We start from the raw sequence: 17,331 nt of genomic DNA on the forward strand, positions 1-17,331 counted from the left end.
CCTCCGCCCGAACGCGTCAGGGAACGCTCAGGACCTCCCGGGTACCGTTGATCCGTGACCGTGCTGCTGGATCTCCATCCGTTGCTGCTCGGGATGAGCTGGATGGACCCCAACTGGCTGCTCGACCAGTTCGGCAACACGCTCTTCTGGGTCAGCCTCGCCATCGTGTTCATCGAGTGCGGGCTGCTCTTCCCGTTCCTGCCCGGCGACACGCTGCTCTTCGGCCTCGGGCTGTTCATCGCCTCGGAGAAGGTCGACCTGATCCCCGGCGCACCGTTCGTCGAGCTGCTCTTCGCGCTCGCGGCGCTCACCCTCGCCGGCTTCCTCGGCAACGTGTCCGGCTACGAGATCGGGCGCTGGCTCGGGCCACCGCTCTACGAGCGCGACGGTCGGGTGCTCAAGCAGAAGCACTTCGACAAGACCTCGGACTTCTTCGACCGGCACGGCAGCAAGGCGCTGGTCATCGGGCGGTTCGTGCCGTTCGTCCGCACCTTCATCACCGTGGTCGCGGGCGTGACCAAGATGCACCGGGGCCGCTTCTTCACCTGGAGCCTGGTCGGCGCGATGCTCTGGGTCATCAGCATCACCCTGCTCGGCTACTTCCTCGGGTCGGCGTTCCCGTCCCTCGGCGAGAACCTCGACAAGGCGATCATCGCGATCCTCGCCTTCTCGCTGGTCCCCGTCGTCTACGAGTGGTGGCGACACAGCCGGCACCAGGCCGCCGACCAGCAGGCCGACTGACCCGGACGCCCGATCGGAGCCGGGTCAGCGACGAACGGCGTCGAGCTCGGCCTTGGTGAGCACCGGGCGCACCTCGAGCCCGACGTCCTCGAGCGGGTTCTGGCCCTCGGGGCTGCGGTCGATCGCGCAGACGACCACCTCGACCACCGCGCCCGCCTCGCGCAGCGCCCGGGTCGCGTCGCGCACGGCACCACCGGTGGTGATCACGTCCTCGATCAGGGTGACCCGCCGCCCGGCGACGTCCGGGCCCTCGGCGAGCTTGCAGGTGCCGTACTCCTTGGCCTTCTTGCGCACGAACAGCGCCGGGAGCCCGGTCAGGCCGGACACGCTGGTCGCGATCGGCACCCCGCCGAGCTCGAGTCCGCCGAGAAGCTCGGTGTCGGCCGGCAGCAGGTCGAGCATCTGCTGCGCCACCCGGTGCAGCAGCCGGGGGTCCGACTCGAAGAGGTACTTGTCGAAGTACTCCGAGGCCACCTGGCCGGACCGGAGCGTGAACTCACCGGTCAGGCGGCAGCAGGCGTCGATGTCGCGGGCGAGGTCTGCGTCTGCGTTGGTCACGCCCCGCAGGGTATCCGCGTTAGGTTCGAGCCATGCTCGCCTCCCGCCTCCAGGGCATCCCTCCCACGATCTTCTCCGAGATGTCGGCGCTCGCGGTCCGCACCCGGGCGGTGAACCTCGGGCAGGGCTTCCCGGACGTCGACGGGCCGCCGGAGGTGATCGCGCGGGCGGTGGCCGCGCTCGAGGGCGGGCAGAACCAGTACGCCCCCGGGCCGGGCGTCCCCGCCCTGCGGCAGGCGATCGCCCGCCACCAGCAGCGCCACTACGGGCTCGAGCTCGACCCGGACCGCGAGGTGGTGGTGACCACCGGGTGCACCGAGGGGATCGCCGCGGCGCTCCTCGGGCTCGTCGACCCGGGTGACGAGGTCGTCGTGCTGGAGCCCTACTACGACTCCTACGTGGCGATGATCCAGATGGCGGGTGGCGTGCGCCGTCCGGTGACGCTGCGCGCGCCCGACTACCGGCTCGACCCGGACGAGCTGCGCGCAGCGGTGACCCCGCGGACCCGGCTGATGCTGGTCAACAGCCCGCACAACCCGACCGGCACCGTGCTCACCCCCGAGGAGCTCGCGGTCATCGCCGAGGTGGCGGTCGAGCACGACCTCGTGGTGGTGACCGACGAGGTCTACGAGCACCTGACGTTCACCGGGCACCGGCACGTCCCGCTGGCGACCCTGCCCGGCATGTCCGGGCGCACCCTCACCCTGTCGAGCGCGGGCAAGTCCTGGTCGTTCACGGGCTGGAAGGTCGGCTGGGCCACCGGCCCCGCCGAGCTGGTCGGGGCGGTGCTGGCCGCCAAGCAGTGGCTGACGTTCACCTCGGGCTCCCCGCTGCAGCCGGCGGTCGCCCTCGCCCTCGACGAGGCGCCGGACTTCCCGACCCGGCTGGCCACCTCGCTGCAGGAGCGCCGCGACCTGCTGTGCGCCGGCCTCGGCGACGTCGGGCTGGACGTGCGGGTCCCCGAGGGGACCTACTTCGCCACGGCCGACGTCTCCGCCCTGGGCTGGGCCGACGGCCTGTCGTTCTGCCTGGCCCTGCCCGAGCGGGCCGGCGTCGTGGCGATCCCGAGCCAGGTGTTCTACGACGACCCCGACGCCCCCGGCGCCGGCCGGCACCTGGTCCGCTGGGCGTTCTGCAAGGAGCCCGAGGTCATCGAGGAGGGGCTGCGCCGGCTGAAGGGCGCCGACCTGCACGCCTGACGCCGACCCGTCGCAGCTTCACGTCGTACGAGGCCGACCCGTCGCAGCTTCACGTCGTACGAGGCCGACCCGTCGCTACTTCACGTCGTGCGACGCCGACCCGTCGCCCGTGCCGTCGAACCAGGCGCGCACGTCGGGGCGGACCAGCAGCGCGAGGGTCACCACGCTGGCGGCGAGCGGGAGCACGAGCAGGAACTGCCCCAGCGTCGCGAGCAGCAGGCAGACCGCCGAGGCCGACGCCGAGCCGACCAGCGAGAGCCGGGCCCAGCCGACCCGGCGGAACGCGAGCCCGGCCAGGACCATCGCGGCCAGCGACCACACCACGACCACGCCGCCCACCGCGAAGGTGGCCGTGCGCAGGGTGTCGTCGGAGAGGCCCTGGGCGGCGAGGTCGGGGTTCTGCCTGTGCAGCTCCTCGAAGACCAGGTCGGGGCTGGCCGCGAGCAGGGCCATGCTGGCGGCCATCGCCAGCAGCGTGAGGCCGGCGCAGACCCAGGTCAGGACGCAGGCCCACGACACGGCCGCCGGACGCACGGTCGGGTCCGCCTCGAGCCGCGGCAGCAGCTCCGGGGCGGCCTGGGCCGGGCGGGACGCGGGCCACGGGGCCGGCGCGACCGGCTCGGGCGCCGGCGTGGGTGCCTTCCCGTCGAACCAGTCGCGGGCGGGCTGGAACCACAGCATCACCGACGACGCGGCGACGACCGAGGCGAGGAAGCCACCCGAGACCAGGCCGGTCACGAACAGCGGGACCGCCAGCAGGGTCAGCGCCAGGCGGGCGCTCCGGCTGCGGCGCAGCACCTGGTAGCCCAGGATCGCCGCGGCGGTCGCGCAGCCCGCGGCCACCATGCAGAGCACCCGGAGGATGTCGAGCACCCCGGACACGTCCAGCCCGAGCGTGTCACCGGGCGGCTCGGCGAGGAACTCCTGCGCCGCCTGCCGGGTCTCGAGCGTGTGCAGCCCCGCGACCCGCTCGAAGACGGTGAGGACGACCAGCGCCGACCCGCCCATGATCAGCCAGGCGGCCAGGGTCACCTGGCGGGGGCGGGGCGGCGCTGGCGTGGGCCCGGGATCCTGCCGGGCGGGTGCGGTCATGCACCCATTCCACCAAACGCGGTCACACGGCCAGCGTGAGGCCGTCCTCCCCACGGTCCACGCGCACGACGTCGCCGTCGGTGACCTCGCCACCGATCAGCATCCGCGCCAGCGGGTCGCCGATCGCGCTCTGGATCAGCCGCCGCAGCGGACGGGCGCCGTACGCCGGGTCGTAGCCGGTGTCGGCGAGCCAGCGCCGGGCGGCGTCGCTGACCTCGACGGTGATCCGGCGCACCGCCAGCCGCTTCTCCAGCAGCGAGAGCTGCAGGTCGACGATGTGGGTCAGCTCGTCGAGCGTGAGCGCGTCGAACATGACCACCTCGTCGAGGCGGTTGAGGAACTCCGGCTTGAACGACGACCGCACGACCGCCATCACCGAGTCGCGCTTCTTCTCCGCGTCCAGCGTGGGGTCGACCAGGTAGTGCGACCCGAGGTTGCTGGTCAGGATCAGCAGCGTGTTGCGGAAGTCGACGGTGCGACCCTGGCCGTCGGTCAGCCGGCCGTCGTCGAGCACCTGCAGCAGGATGTCGAAGACCTCGGGGTGGGCCTTCTCGACCTCGTCGAGCAGCACGACGGAGTACGGCCGGCGGCGGACCGCCTCGGTGAGCTGACCACCCTCCTCGTAGCCGACGTAGCCGGGAGGGGCACCGACCAGGCGGGCGACCGAGTGCTTCTCGGAGTACTCGCCCATGTCGATGCGCACGATCGCCCGCTCGTCGTCGAACAGGAAGTCCGCGAGCGCCTTGGCAAGCTCGGTCTTGCCGGTGCCGGTCGGGCCGAGGAACAGGAACGAGCCGGTGGGCCGGTTCGGGTCGGAGATGCCCGCGCGGGAGCGGCGTACGGCGTCGCTGACCGCCCGGACGGCGCCCTCCTGCCCGATCAGGCGCTCGCCGATGACCTCCTCCATGCGCAGCAGCTTCGCGGTCTCGCCCTCGAGCATGCGGCCGGTGGGGATGCCGGTCCAGGCCTCGACCACGTCGGCGACCTGCTCGGCGCCGACCTCCTCGCCGACCAGCGGCTCGAGGTCGGAGCGCTCGGCGTCGACGACGGCGTTGATCTTCTTCTCCAGCGCGGGGATCGACTCGTAGTTGATCCGGCTGGCGGCCTCGAGGTTGCCCTCGCGCAGCAGCCGGTCGGCCTCGCTGCGCAGCTGGTCGAGCTGGCGGCGGAGCTCGCCCTCCCCCTCCAGCGAGGTCTTCTCCTGCTCCCAGCGGACCTCGAGCGCCCGGAGCTCCTCCTCGCGGTCGGCCAGGTCGGCCTTCAGCTTGGCGAGCCGCTCGACCGAGGCGTCGTCGGACTCCTTCTCGAGCGCGAACTGCTCCATCTTCATCCGGTCCACCTGGCGGCGCAGCTGGTCGATCTCCTCGGGCGAGGACTCGATCTCCATGCGCAGCCGGGACGCGGCCTCGTCGATCAGGTCGATCGCCTTGTCGGGCAGCTGGCGGCCCGGGATGTAGCGGTCGGACAGGGTCGCCGCGGCGACCAGGGCCGCGTCGGTGATCCGGACGCCGTGGTGGGCTTCGTACTTCTCCTGGATGCCGCGCAGGATCTGGATGGTGTCCTCGACGCTGGGCTCGCCGACGAAGACCTGCTGGAAGCGGCGCTCGAGCGCGGGGTCCTTCTCGATCCGCTCGCGGTACTCGTCGAGGGTGGTCGCGCCGATCATGTGCAGCTCGCCGCGGGCCAGCATCGGCTTGAGCATGTTGCCTGCGTCCATGGCGGAGTCGCCGCCGGCGCCGGCCCCGACGACGGTGTGCAGCTCGTCGATGAAGGTGATGATCTGGCCGCCGGCGTCCTTGATCTCCTCGAGGACGGCCTTGAGCCGCTCCTCGAACTCACCGCGGTACTTCGCGCCCGCGACCATGGCCGCGAGGTCGAGGCTGAGCACCCGGCGACCCTTGAGCGAGTCGGGGACGTCGCCGGCGACCACGCGCTGCGCCAGCCCCTCGACGACGGCGGTCTTGCCGACGCCGGGCTCGCCGATGAGGACCGGGTTGTTCTTGGTGCGCCGGCTCAGCACCTGGACGACGCGCCGGATCTCGGCGTCCCGCCCGATCACCGGGTCGAGGCGGCCTTCCTCGGCCGCCCTGGTCAGGTCGACGGAGTACTTCTCGAGCGCCTCGTAGGTCGACTCGGCCTCCTGGCTGGTCACCCGACGGTTGCCGCGCACGGCGGTGAGGCCCTCGCGCAGGCCCTGCTCGGTCAGCCCGGCGTCCTGGAGGGCCTTCTGGGCCGAGCTCTCGGTGCCGGCGATCGCGATGAGGAGGTGCTCGGTGGCGACGTAGTCGTCCTTCATGCTGCCGGCGAGGTCGAGGGCGGCGGCGAGCACCCGCGTCAGCGCTGCGGACGCGCCGGGCTGCTGGACGGTCGAGCCGCTGGCGCGCGGCAGCGCCGTCAGCACGCGCTCGGCCTGGGCGGTCAGCGCACCCGCGTCGACGCCGGCCTTGGTGACCAGGTTGCGGGCGGTGCCCTCCTCCTGGCGCAGCAGCGCGACCAGCAGGTGGATGGGCTCGGTGTTGGTGTTGCCGGCCGTCGTGGCGGACAGCTGGGCGGCCTCGATCGCCTCGCGGCTGCGAGTGGTGAACTTGTCGGCGCCGAACTGACTCATGGGCTCTTGTCTCCTGGGAGCGACTTCCTCGAGGACGGGCACCCAGTGTGCTCGTCACTGGTCACAACGCGCGAGAAGTTGAGTCTGTTCCGCTCAACTTTTGTGAATTTCGTGAGGCGGGTCCAGGCGCGCGGACCGCGGTCAGCCGGCCCCCGGCGCCAGCAGCGGGAGCCCGGGCGGCGGGCCGCTGAGCGCCAGGTCGAGCAGCGCGCCCACGTCGAGGTGCTCCTCGGCCAGGTCGGCCAGCAGCTCGAAGCGCGCCTCGCGGCGCTCGGCGAAGCACACCCCCGCGGGGGCGTACGACGTCCCCGCCGCCGCCGCGGCCTGCCCCAGCCACGCCTGCCGGAAGCCGTCGCACTCCAGCAGGCCGTGCCACAGGGTCCCCCAGACGCTGCCGGCGCGCGCGCCGCCGGGGACCTCGGTGGCCCCCGGCCCGCGGGCGACCCGGCCGTGGTGGATCTCGTAGCCCCGCACCGGCTGGCCTAGGGCCGACCCCGAGGGCAGCGCGAGGACCTTGGCGGGCTCGAAGACGGTCTCCACGTCGAGCAGCCCGAGCCCCGGCACCTCGGCCCCGGCCGGCCCCTCGACCCCGTCCGGGTCGCTCACCGACCGGCCGAGCATCTGGAAGCCGCCGCAGACGCCGAGCACGGCGCGGCCCGCGGCCGCGTGCTCCAGCACCGCCCGGTCCAGGCCCCGCTCGCGCAGCCAGGCCAGGTCCGCCAGGGTCGCGCGGGTGCCGGGCAGGACCACCACGTCGGCCCCGGCCAGCGCCCGCGGCTCGCTGGCGAAGACCACGTCCACCGACGGCTCGAGCCCGAGCGCGTCGACGTCGGTGAAGTTGCTGATCCGCGGCAGCCGGACCACGGCCACCCGCAGCGTCGGCCCCGCCTCGTCCGTCGCCCGCCGACCGCCCAGGTCGAGGGCGTCCTCGGAGTCCAGCCACAGGTCGGGGTGCCACGGGAGCACGCCGTGCACGGGGCGCCCGGTCAGGCCGCGCAGCTGCTCGAGCCCGGGCTCGAGCAGGGCCAGGTCGCCGCGGAACTTGTTCACGACCCAGCCGGCGACCAGCCGCTGGTCCGCCTCGTCGAGCAGCGCCAGCGTGCCGAACATCGAGGCGAAGACCCCGCCCCGGTCGATGTCGCCCACGACCACCGTCGGGATCCGGGCGTGCCGGGCCAGCCCCATGTTCACGAAGTCCCCGGCGCGCAGGTTGATCTCGGTGGGGCTGCCGGCGCCCTCGGCGACCACGACGTCGTACCTGCCGGCGAGGTCGTCGTACGCCGCGAACGCCGCGTCGCGCAGCTGGGTCCGGCCGCCGAGGAAGTCGGAGGCCCGCAGGTCGCCCGCCGGCTGCCCCATGACCACGACGTGGCTGCGCCGATCGCTGCCGGGCTTGAGCAGCACCGGGTTCATCGCCGGCTCGGGCACCGCCCCGGCGGCCAGTGCCTGGCTCCACTGCGCCCGACCGATCTCGGCGGCGCCGCCGTCGGCGAGGCACACCATCGAGTTGTTCGACATGTTCTGCGCCTTGAACGGCGCGACCCGGACCCCACGCCGGGCGAACGCGCGGCACAGCGCGGTCGTGACCACCGTCTTGCCGGCGTCCGACGTCGTCCCGGCGACCAGCAGTGACCCACGCACGGCCGCACCGTAGCGGGACTCAGGCGCTGGGCGGCTCGCCGCCCTCGGGCTCGGGCGGCAGGGCGTGCTGGGGGAAGTCGGTGGCGGCGACGGACTCGTCGACCAGGCAGGTCCGGCAGAAGTCCTCGCCGAAGGGCGTCAGGTGGATGCTGCGGCGCACGATCTTGGCGAACTTCACCGAGTGCACCGCGGCCAGCACGTCGGGCTGGGCCTCGACCACCTGGTACTCCATCGGGTCGCGCAGCGACTCCCGGGAGAACCACACCAGGCCCAGCCGGAACAGGTTGTTGAGGTACGCCGGCACCTGGTCGAGGTAGCGGCACCCCGCCCGCGCGCCGACCATCGAGAGCCCGGGGGCGATCAGCTGGCTGTTGACCATGCCGATCGGCCCGCCGGTCCGGACGTCCACGCTCGGCTGCGGGCCTCCCTGGAGCAGGAGCAGCAGGATCCGGGCCTCGTCGGGGGCGAGCTCGTCGAGGATCCGCTCGTAGGCCGGGTGCCCGACATCGGTGCTCCAGACGTCACGGGAGCGCTCCAGCAGCCGGGCGCCGCGCTCGCGCAACGACCGGGGCGCCTCGTGCGCGTGGCCGTCGGTGGGCTCCGGCGGCTCGGCGAGCTCCCCGAGGGACTCCCCCGCCGTCATCAGGGCGCGGGACAGCGGGACGCCCGAGGAGACGGCCCGGGCCAGCCCGCCGATCACCGAGGCCGCCTCGGTGGCGTCGCGGGCCAGCGCCGCCGCCTCGTCCGCATCCGTCACCGCCCGCGCCACCCGCCGGCCGGCCCGGGCGGACGTCCGCACGCCCCACTCGGTCGTGTGCCACCAGGCCGAGGCCGCCACCCGGGCCAGCCCCGGCAGCGCCTCGACGGCGGGCGCGAACCCGTCGGCCACGCCGAGCGGCAGCTGCGGCCCCCGCGGCTCCGGGGGCACCGGCGGGTCGAGCTCCGCCTCGGGGACGCCGTCGTGCCCGGAGGTCGTCGGCTCGCTCATCCGCCCGCTCCGAACAGCCACAGGTGCAGGAACCCGCCCCCCAGGCCCATGATCGCGCCGTGGGCGTACAGCATCCACTCGTCCTCCTTGATCGCGGCGCGCATCATCTCGACGAAGTCGCGCGGCGGCAGCTCCTTGGTCCGGCGCGCGACGAGGACCTGGATCCTGTCGGCCTGGCGACGGCTGAAGGCGGGGTCCTTGAACGGCGTGAGGGTGCGCCCGACCGCCTCGCGGGCCACGGACTCGCGGATGGTGTCGAAGCGGGCCGGGCCGACCGCGACCCGGACCGCGGCGCGCGCCGGCCCGGCCGCCCTGTCGATGGCCGGTCGCAGCGCGGTCGCCAGCATCTGCCGGGTCCGGTCGCCGCGCGGCCCGTCGAGCAGGAAGTCGCCGATCCGCTCGAGGGTGATCACGTCCTCGGCGATGATCCGGGCGTACACCTCGGCGGCCTCGTCCTGGCGGCGCAGGAAGAGGCCGTGCACCTTGATGCCGAGGATCCGCCGGGGCTCCGGCGGCTCGAAGATCAGCCACATCCCGAGGGCGTTGGTCATCCAGCCGACCACGACCCCGAGGATCGGCAACAGCCACCACTGGCCGAAGAAGCTGTCCACGACGGCCACCGGGATGCCGAGCAGGAAGCCGAACACGAACCCGAACGCCACCATCAGGTTCAGCTCGCGCTGACCGAAGTCGCGGAAGATCCGCACCACGAGCGAGGGGTTCGCGCGGAAGTGGTCGATGACCATGATCTTGGGGTCGAGCAGCTGGTCGATGTGGACCCCGATCTCGTCGGTGACCCGACCCACCACCGCGGGCAGCTGCGCCTGCACCCGCTCGACCACGGCCTCGCGCAACGGGCGCGGCAGGTCGCGCCACAACCGCGGGTGCTCGCGGCGCATGACCTCGTCGACCAGCTCGGGGATCTCCGGGCGGAAGACGGTGACGATGTGCTCGGCGATCTGGTCGGGCTCGAGCTGCTGGTAGAACTCCGCGGGCGTGCCCAGCTTCGAGATCGCCTTGTCGACGGCGATGCTGCCCATCTTGGCGGCCCGCGCGGGGATGATCCCCTGCCAGCCGATGCCGCCCTGGAGCAGGCCGGGCACCTCCTGCACCTTGCGCGGCAGCACCGAGGCGAGCTCGCGCATGCCCGGGATGCGCACGCCGTGGAAGCGGACCGGCTTGAAGAGCATGACCAGTCCCGACCAGTTGATCAGCCAGCCCACGACGCCGGTGAACAGCGGGATCGTGACGAAGTGCACCCAGCTCACGCCGGCGGCCCACTCGTCCAGCCACTCCACGACTGGCGCGTCCAGCATCGGCGTCACCCCTCGGGTCTACCCCGGTGCGGGGCGATCCAACCGGACGAACCATAACGAGCCCGCCTTACAGATGGCCAGCACTTGTAAAGCGGCCCTCGTCACAGCCGGGCGCCGCCGGCCGGGGGCGCCCCAGCGCCTGCTGCGAGGATGACCGGGTGCCGACGACCTCCCCCGAGCCCGAGCTCGAGGCCGACTGCTCACGCTGCTTCGCGCTGTGCTGCGTGCTGCTGCCCTACCGTCGGGACGCCGGCTTCGGCGCCGACAAGCCAGGGGGCGTGCCCTGTCACCACCTCCAGCGCGACGACCGGTGCGGGATCCACGCCGACCTGCGCGAGCGTGGCTGGTCGGGCTGCGCGGTCTTCGACTGCTTCGGGGCCGGCCAGCACGTCTCCCAGGTGACCTACGGGGGTACGTCGTGGCGCGACCACGACGACCTCGGCGAGATGGCGGCCGTCCTCTCCGTCGTACGCCACCTGCACGAGCTGCTCGCCCACCTCGGCGAGGTCGGGCGCAGGGCCCCCGACCCCGCGGCGGAGGAGCTGCGCCGGCGGCTGCTGGTGCTGCGCGACGCCACGCCGGTGGAGCTGCTGACCGCCGACGTCGACGAGCTGCACGAGGAGTGCGCCGCCCTGCTGACCGCCGCGAGCGCGCGGGTGCGCGGCCCCGGGCGCCCCGACCTCGCCCGTGCCGACCTGGCCGGGCGGGACCTGCGGCGCCGGGACCTGGCCTCGGCGACGCTGCGCGGCGCGCTGCTGATCGGCGCCGACCTGCGCGGCGTGGACCTCGGGGCCGCCGACCTCCTCGGGGCGGACCTGCGCGGGGCGGACCTGCGGGGCACCGACCTGCGGGAGGTGCTGTTCCTCACCGGCCCGCAGCTGGAGGCGGCGCGCGGCGACGCCACCACGCGGGTGCCCGACCGGCTGCGTCGGCCCGGCGCGTGGCCCGCGGCCGCTGCTACGCCCCCGAACGGTCAGCCCCGACCAGCAGCTGCTCGGTGAAGAACGCCACTGCCTCGGACCCGACCCGTTCACGCGCCCGAGGACGGTCGGGCGTGAGCGGCTCGATGAAGTCGTGATGCCCGACGCCGGGCCCGACCTCGAGCCCGTGAGCCGCGGGCAGGTGATCGAGCAGCGGTCGCACGTCCCGCTCGAACGGGTTGGTGGTGTCGGCGTCGCCCCACCGGACCTCCACGGGCACCGGGACCGATGCCAGGCTCCGCGGTGTCAGCAGCGCGCCCAGACCCGGAGCCACCAGGAACGCCGCCGCGACCCGCGGATCCCGCAGCTGGACGCCGGCCCCGGCGGCAGCGTGCGCCAGCTCGTCGGGGCTGTGCCGGGCCCGCAGCTGCTCGAGCGCGTCCGGCATCTCCTCGATCGGCGGCAGCGGCACGTCGCCCGCAAGCACCGACGCCACGAGGGGCGCGTCCACGCGGGCTCCCACCAGGGCGGCCGCGGTGTACCCGCCGAGGGAGAAGCCGGCGACCCCGACCGCGGAGGGCCGGAGCTCGTCCCACACCGCGTCGAGGAGGAACGTGATGTCACGGGGGCGCTCCCACACGAGCAGGAAGCCTTCCGGGTGGTAGCCGTCGACGTGGTTGTTGCCGTGGTGGTCCAGGCTCAGCACGCGCAGGCCCGCCGCGGCCAGTGGTCGTGCCAGCCAGCCCATGTCGCGGCCCGACCCGCCGGTGCCGTGCGAGACGACGACCAGGGGTGTTCCCGCCGGGGCGTCCGGAGCCCAGTCGTAGACCCGCACCGGGCGACCCTGCGTCGGATCACGGAGGTCCGACCGGGACCGGTCGACCAGCAGCCGCGCCGCGGGCTCGATCACTTTTGTTGCCAGCACCCGCGCGACTGTAGCGGCGCAGCACCGCCTGCGGGTGCGGTCGGCCGACACCGGACCTCGGGGTCGTGTGACCAGGGCCTCCCCGCCCTGATTTTGGCCGTCGCTCCGGCGTCTTGCCACGATGGAGGACGTCCCGGTGGCAGCGATGGAGCGCCACGCCGGGACGTTTGACCGCCGGGTACGACGTGCCGAGGCGACCCGCTGGGTGAACCCGGGTCGCCGTCGCCCGTGCCTGGGCCTGCCGGGGGGAGGCGAGCCGCTGCGCGGCCGCAGGCAGGAACCGACCCCCACCCGAGGAAGTTCCCCATGTCCCCTGTGTCCAGGCTGTTCTCCAAGCGCACCCATGCGGTGCTGCTCCCCGCCGCGGTCCTCGCGCTGGCCCAGTTCGTCGGGCCCCAGTTCGTCGGGCCCGAGCTCGTCGGGCCCGACCCGGAGCCGACGACGAGCTCGAGCGCGTCGGTGACGACGACGGCGGACCAGCCGTCCACCCGGTCGTCCCAGCAGGCGTCCGGGCAGCCCTCCGAGGCGGTCGAGCAGCGCATCGACGCGGCCCGCGAGGCGGGCTGCACGATGGCGCACACGGCGCTGCGCGCCACGCGGGACGCGAAGATCCCCTACTACGTGGGCTGCGCCTTCCTGGTCCAGGAGACCGGCGGCGGCCGCAACGTCTTCGGGCACGACCCGACGGTTTTCGCCGGTGCCGGCAAGGTGACCCGGGCGAAGTACCTCGCCTACAAGACGGTGCGCGAGCGCACCGGCCAGATGCAGGGCGTCGGACCCATGCAGCTGACCTGGTACAGCTACCAGGACCGCGCGGACCGGCTCGGCGGCGCCTGGAAGCCCTACCCGAACATGCTCGTCGGCTTCCGTCACCTGGCCGCACTGCACCGCTCGACCGGGAGCTGGACCGCCGCCGCGCACGAGTACAACGGCGGCGGAGCGGCCGCCGAGGCCTACGCGGTGACCATGGACGAGCGGTTCACGCAGATGCGCGACGCCCTCGCCTGACCGGCGGGGCGTCAGCGGCTGTTGCGGCGCCAGACGACCAGGGACTGGCCGGGGCTCGGCTGGCGCAGCACCGGCAGCCGGTTCGGCGGCGCGGCCACGGCTCCGTCGGCGCGCCGCGCGGCCAGCGCCTGGCGCAGGGCGTCGCGGGTGGCCTCCAGCTCGGCCGCCAGCTCCTCGTTGCGCTGCGCCAGCGCGGTCACGTGGTTCTGCAGGTCGAGGATGCGTCGCACCCCCTCCAGTCCGATCCCGGCCGAGGTGAGGTCGGCGATCTGGCGGAGCAGCTCGATGTCGCGGTGCGAGTAGCGCCGGCCGCCGCCACCCGTGCGGCCCGGTGTGATCAGGCCCAGCCGCTCGTAGGTGCGCAGCGTCTGCGGGTGCAGGCCGGTGAGCTCGGCGGCCACGCTGATGACGTAGACCGCCGCGTCCGGGCCGGGCGCCCGGAAGTCGCGCGCGCCGCCCTTCATCACGAGCCCTCGAAGAGGTTCGCGCGCATCGGCTTGCCGGCCGTCGCGGCCCGGTAGGCCTCGATCGCCTGGAGGGTGGCGTCGTCGAGCACGCCCGGCACCTGGACCTCGACGGTCGCGAGCAGGTCGCCCACGGTGCCGTCGGCCTTGCGGGCCCCCTTGCCGCGGACCCGGAAGGTGCGCCCGTTGGGCGTGCCGGCCGGGACCTTCAGGGTCACCGGGGCCCCGGACAGGGTCGGGATCTTGATGTCCGCGCCGAGTGCGAGCTCGTCGAAGGAGACGGGCACGTCGAGGGTGAGGTTGTCGCCCTTGCGGCCGAAGATCCGGTGCGGGGACACCTTGACCGTGACGAAGAGGTCGCCGGCCGGACCGCCGTTCTCGCCGGCCGCGCCCTTGCCGCGCAGCCGGATCCGCTGGCCGTCCTTCACCCCGGCGGGGATCCGGGCCTGGATGGTCCGGGCCGACAGGCCGCGCCCGCTGCCGTGGCAGGTCGGGCAGGGCTCGTCGTAGACGAGCTGGCGGCCACCACAGGCCGGGCAGGTCTCGTTCATCGAGAACGCCCCGCCGACCGAGGCGACCACGAAGCCGGCGCCCTCGCACTCGGGGCAGACGTGCGGCTTGGTGCCCGGCTTGCCGCCGGTGCCCGAGCAGTCGGGACAGGGGGCGTCGGAGGTCAGCCGCAGCGAGATCGTGACGCCGTCGAGCGCGTCGGTGAAGCTGATCGTCGCCGTCGTCTCGACGTCGGCGCCCTTCTGGGGGCGGCGCTGCTGGGTCCGCTGCCGGCCGCCTCCGAAGAGGTCGCCGAACATGTCGCCGAAGCCGCCCCCGCCGCCGGCGCGGTCGCGCAGCAGGTCGTTGAGGTCGAACCCGCCGGCACCGCCCGCGGGCCCACCGCCACCGAACCCGCCCCGGAAACCACCGGCGTACAGGTCGCGCATCTCGTCGTACTTCTTGCGCTTCTCGGCGTCGCCGACCACGTCGTAGGCCTCGGCGACCTTCTTGAACTTCTCGTGCTTGGCCGTGTCGCCGGGGTGGGAGTCGGGGTGGTTGGCGCGCGCCAGCTTGCGGTAGGCCTTCTTGATCTCGTCGGCCGTCGCGTCCTTCTTCACGCCCAGCTCGGCGTAGAAGTCCTTGCTGGCCCAGTCGGCCCGCATCCCGTCAGTGGCACTCATCCGCGCACCCCCTCTCCGTCATCCTCGTCGTTCCTCACTCGCCCGCGGGGTCGACCACGAGCACCTGCGCGGCCCGGACCACCCGGTCGCCGATGCGGTAGCCGGCCTTCGCGATCACCTTGCACGTCGTCACCGACACCTCCGGGTCCTCACCGATGTGGGAGAGGGCCTCGTGCAGGCTCGGGTCGAACGGGTCGCCCACCGCACCGAACCGGGACAGCCCCAGGCTGGTGACCACCCGCTCGAGCTGGTCGGCCACGGCCTTGAAGCCGCCGTCGACCTCACCGTGCTCGCGGGCCCGGTCGATGGTGTCGAGCACCTCGACGATCGGGGCGAGCGCGGCGTACGTCGCGTTCTCCCGGATCAGCTCGCGGTCCCGCTCGACGCGGCGCTTGTAGTTGAGGTACTCGGCCTGCAGCCGCTGCAGGTCGGTGGTCAGCTCGGCCAGGTCGCGCCGGGTGCGCGTCAGGTCGTCCTCGAGCTCGACGTCACCGGCCTCCTGCCCCTCGGCAGGAGCCTCGACCTCGGTCTCGTTGGCCATCTCCGCAGCCTCCTCCCCGAAGGACCCGGGCGTCCCGGGGGCCGGGCCCGTCGAGACCTCGGGGGTCTCGACGGGCTCGGCCGGGTCCTGGGCACCGTGGTGGGGTGCGTCGGTCACTTGGCCTCACCCTCGGCGGGGCCCTCGTCGACGATCTCGGCGTCCACGACGTCCTCGTCGGCCTCGCCGGAGGCGCCGGTGGTGCCACCCGCAGCGGCCTGGTCGGCCTCGGCGGCGGCGTACATCGCGGCGCCCATCTTCTGGCTGGACTCACCGAGCTTGCTGACGCCGGCCTGGATCTCCTCGGCGGACGCCTCGGCGTTCTCCAGGGTGGCCTTCAGCGCGTCGACGTCGGCCTTGACCTCGGTCTTGACGTCCTCGGGGATCTTCTCGCCGTTCTCGTCGAGGAACTTCTCGGTCGAGTAGACCAGCGAGTCGGCCTGGTTGCGGACCTCGACGGCCTCGCGACGCTTGGCGTCCTCCTCGGCGTACTGCTCGGCCTCGCGGACCATCCGGTCGATGTCGTCCTTCGACAGCGCCGAGCCGCCGGAGATCGTCATCGACTGCTCCTTGCCCGAGGCCTGGTCCTTCGCGGTGACGTGGACGATGCCGTTGGCGTCGATGTCGAAGGTGACCTCGATCTTCGGCACGCCGCGCGGCGCCGGCGGCAGGCCGGTCAGCTCGAAGTTGCCGAGCGGCTGGTTCTGCGACCACATCTGGCGCTCGCCCTGGGCGACCTTGATCTCCACGGACGGCTGGTTGTCGTCAGCGGTGGTGAAGATCTCCGAGCGCTTGGTCGGGATCGTGGTGTTGCGCTCGATCAGGGTGGTCATCACGCCGCCCTTGGTCTCGATGCCGAGGGAGAGCGGGGTGACGTCGAGCAGCAGCACGTCCTTGACCTCGCCCTTGAGGACGCCGGCCTGAAGCGCGGCACCGACGGCCACGACCTCGTCGGGGTTGACGCCCTTGTTGGGCTCCTTGCCGCCGAGCAGGTCCTTGACCACCTCGGTCACCGCGGGCATGCGGGTCGAGCCACCGACGAGCACGACGTGGTCGATGTCCTTGACCGCGACGCCGCCGTCCTTGAGCACCTGCTGGAACGGCGCCTTGGTGCGGTCGAGCAGGTCGGCGGTGAGCTTCTGGAACTCGCTGCGGGTCAGCCGCTCCTCGAAGTGCAGCGGGCCGGACTCGCCGTGGGTGATGTAGGGCAGGTGGATCGTGGTCTCGGAGGACGAGGACAGCTCGATCTTCGCCTTCTCCGCGGCCTCCTGGAGGCGCTGCTTGGCGATCTTGTCGGCCGCGAGGTCGACGCCGTTGTTGTCCTTGAACTTCTTGACCATCCAGTCGACGACGCGGGCGTCCCAGTCGTCACCACCGAGGTGGTTGTCACCCGAGGTCGCCTTCACCTCGACGACACCCTCGCCGATCTCGAGCAGGGACACGTCGAAGGTGCCGCCACCGAGGTCGAAGACGAGGATCGTCTGGTCGTCGCCCTTGTCGAGGCCGTAGGCCAGCGCGGCGGCGGTCGGCTCGTTGACGATGCGGGACACGTTGAGGCCCGCGATCTCGCCGGCCTCCTTGGTGGCCTGGCGCTGCGCGTCGGAGAAGTACGCCGGCACCGTGATCACGGCGTCGGTGACGGTCTCACCGAGGTAGGCCTCGGCGTCGCGCTTGAGCTTCTGCAGGACGAACGCGCTGATCTGCTGCGGCGTGAAGTCCTTGTCGTCGATCTTCTGCTTCCAGTCGGTGCCCATGTGGCGCTTGACCGAGCGGATCGTCCGGTCGACGTTGGTCACTGCCTGGCGCTTGGCGACCTCGCCGACCAGCACCTCGCCGGACTTGGCGAAGGCGACGACCGAGGGAGTGGTGCGGGCGCCTTCCGCGTTTGCGATGACGGTGGGTTCGCCACCCTCGAGGACGGCGACGACGCTGTTCGTCGTGCCGAGGTCGATGCCGACCGCACGTGCCATGAGTTGATACCTCCGGTGTTGGATGCCACAAGTCTTCGGTGACGCCATCCTGCGTCGATGGCGACGAGTCTGGCAAACAAGTTGAGTGCATTCAACTCAACTCTGTTCATGGGGTCCAACGCAGCCTGCGGTGACACTTGTTCCCGCGGCGGCCCGGAATCTTCGGGGCGGCAGAACCGATGCCGACACGA

Annotated in this window: 15 protein-coding genes; 4 read left to right on the forward strand and 11 right to left on the reverse strand. The window is 72.8% G+C overall.

What is annotated here, in order from left to right; all coding sequences use genetic code 11:
• Positions 1-54 precede the first annotated feature (54 nt).
• The gene (locus tag ACFO9I_RS08205; RefSeq protein WP_379179644.1) at positions 55-741 is read left to right on the forward strand and encodes a DedA family protein; all 687 of its coding nucleotides are present in this window, start codon (positions 55-57) and stop codon (positions 739-741) included.
• 24 nt (positions 742-765) lie between these two features.
• Here the strand turns inward: ACFO9I_RS08205 and pyrE are convergent, their stop codons facing one another.
• Positions 766-1,299 carry an orotate phosphoribosyltransferase gene (pyrE, locus tag ACFO9I_RS08210; RefSeq protein WP_379179646.1) on the reverse strand — a complete coding sequence of 178 codons (534 nt, stop codon included), beginning with the start codon at positions 1,297-1,299 and terminating at the stop codon, positions 766-768.
• 32 nt (positions 1,300-1,331) lie between these two features.
• Here pyrE and ACFO9I_RS08215 point away from each other — a divergent pair, with 32 nt between their 5' ends.
• Entirely contained in the window at positions 1,332-2,498 is a 1,167-nt protein-coding gene (locus ACFO9I_RS08215; protein ID WP_379179648.1) for a pyridoxal phosphate-dependent aminotransferase, read from the forward strand.
• Positions 2,499-2,573: 75 nt separating this feature from the next.
• On the opposite strand, the gene ACFO9I_RS08220 is transcribed toward ACFO9I_RS08215, so the two are convergent.
• The 5 genes from ACFO9I_RS08220 to ACFO9I_RS08240 all read right to left on the reverse strand — a co-directional run bounded on the left by ACFO9I_RS08220 (position 2,574) and on the right by ACFO9I_RS08240 (position 10,143).
• On the reverse strand, positions 2,574-3,590 hold the full coding sequence (locus tag ACFO9I_RS08220; protein ID WP_379179650.1) for a hypothetical protein: 1,017 nt from the start codon (positions 3,588-3,590) through the stop codon (positions 2,574-2,576).
• Positions 3,591-3,612: 22 nt separating this feature from the next.
• Positions 3,613-6,198: an ATP-dependent chaperone ClpB gene (clpB, locus tag ACFO9I_RS08225; protein ID WP_379179652.1), complete on the reverse strand. Its 2,586-nt coding sequence runs from the start codon at positions 6,196-6,198 to the stop codon at positions 3,613-3,615.
• A 141-nt stretch (positions 6,199-6,339) separates the two neighbouring features.
• The gene (locus tag ACFO9I_RS08230; protein WP_379179654.1) at positions 6,340-7,839 is read right to left on the reverse strand and encodes a cobyric acid synthase; all 1,500 of its coding nucleotides are present in this window, start codon (positions 7,837-7,839) and stop codon (positions 6,340-6,342) included.
• A gap of 19 nt (positions 7,840-7,858) precedes the next feature.
• Complete coding sequence (locus ACFO9I_RS08235; protein ID WP_379179656.1) at positions 7,859-8,827, reverse strand: Abi-alpha family protein; 969 nt, start codon at positions 8,825-8,827, stop codon at positions 7,859-7,861.
• Complete coding sequence (locus ACFO9I_RS08240; RefSeq protein WP_379179658.1) at positions 8,824-10,143, reverse strand: hypothetical protein; 1,320 nt, start codon at positions 10,141-10,143, stop codon at positions 8,824-8,826. Before ACFO9I_RS08240 ends, ACFO9I_RS08235 begins: the two co-directional genes overlap by 4 nt.
• 158 nt (positions 10,144-10,301) lie before the next feature.
• Between ACFO9I_RS08240 and ACFO9I_RS08245 the strand changes: the two genes are divergently transcribed.
• On the forward strand, positions 10,302-11,144 hold the full coding sequence (locus ACFO9I_RS08245) for a pentapeptide repeat-containing protein (protein WP_379179660.1): 843 nt from the start codon (positions 10,302-10,304) through the stop codon (positions 11,142-11,144).
• Here the strand turns inward: ACFO9I_RS08245 and ACFO9I_RS08250 are convergent.
• Positions 11,101-11,988: an alpha/beta hydrolase family protein gene (locus tag ACFO9I_RS08250; protein ID WP_379179662.1), complete on the reverse strand. Its 888-nt coding sequence runs from the start codon at positions 11,986-11,988 to the stop codon at positions 11,101-11,103. The two genes, ACFO9I_RS08245 and ACFO9I_RS08250, sit on opposite strands and share 44 nt — an antisense overlap.
• Before the next feature lie 306 nt (positions 11,989-12,294).
• Here ACFO9I_RS08250 and ACFO9I_RS08255 point away from each other — a divergent pair, with 306 nt between their 5' ends.
• Complete coding sequence (locus ACFO9I_RS08255; protein WP_379179664.1) at positions 12,295-12,996, forward strand: hypothetical protein; 702 nt, start codon at positions 12,295-12,297, stop codon at positions 12,994-12,996.
• An 11-nt stretch (positions 12,997-13,007) separates the two neighbouring features.
• On the opposite strand, the gene ACFO9I_RS08260 is transcribed toward ACFO9I_RS08255, so the two are convergent.
• Genes ACFO9I_RS08260 through dnaK form a run of 4 tightly spaced genes read right to left on the reverse strand, consistent with a single transcriptional unit; the run spans position 13,008 to position 17,140 of the window.
• Positions 13,008-13,460: a heat shock protein transcriptional repressor HspR gene (locus ACFO9I_RS08260; protein ID WP_379179666.1), complete on the reverse strand. Its 453-nt coding sequence runs from the start codon at positions 13,458-13,460 to the stop codon at positions 13,008-13,010.
• Positions 13,460-14,632, reverse strand: a complete 1,173-nt coding sequence (dnaJ, locus tag ACFO9I_RS08265) for a molecular chaperone DnaJ (protein WP_379179668.1) — start codon at positions 14,630-14,632, stop codon at positions 13,460-13,462. Before dnaJ ends, ACFO9I_RS08260 begins: the two co-directional genes overlap by 1 nt.
• Before the next feature lie 34 nt (positions 14,633-14,666).
• Positions 14,667-15,290, reverse strand: a complete 624-nt coding sequence (gene grpE, locus ACFO9I_RS08270) for a nucleotide exchange factor GrpE (protein WP_379179670.1) — start codon at positions 15,288-15,290, stop codon at positions 14,667-14,669.
• Positions 15,287-17,140 carry a molecular chaperone DnaK gene (gene dnaK, locus ACFO9I_RS08275; protein ID WP_379179672.1) on the reverse strand — a complete coding sequence of 618 codons (1,854 nt, stop codon included), beginning with the start codon at positions 17,138-17,140 and terminating at the stop codon, positions 15,287-15,289. Before dnaK ends, grpE begins: the two co-directional genes overlap by 4 nt.
• Between the last annotated feature and the right edge of the window lie 191 nt (positions 17,141-17,331).

The organism is Nocardioides sp. GCM10023255, from assembly GCF_042653125.1.
In the GTDB taxonomy this organism is placed as follows: Bacteria; Actinomycetota; Actinomycetes; order Propionibacteriales; family Nocardioidaceae; genus Nocardioides.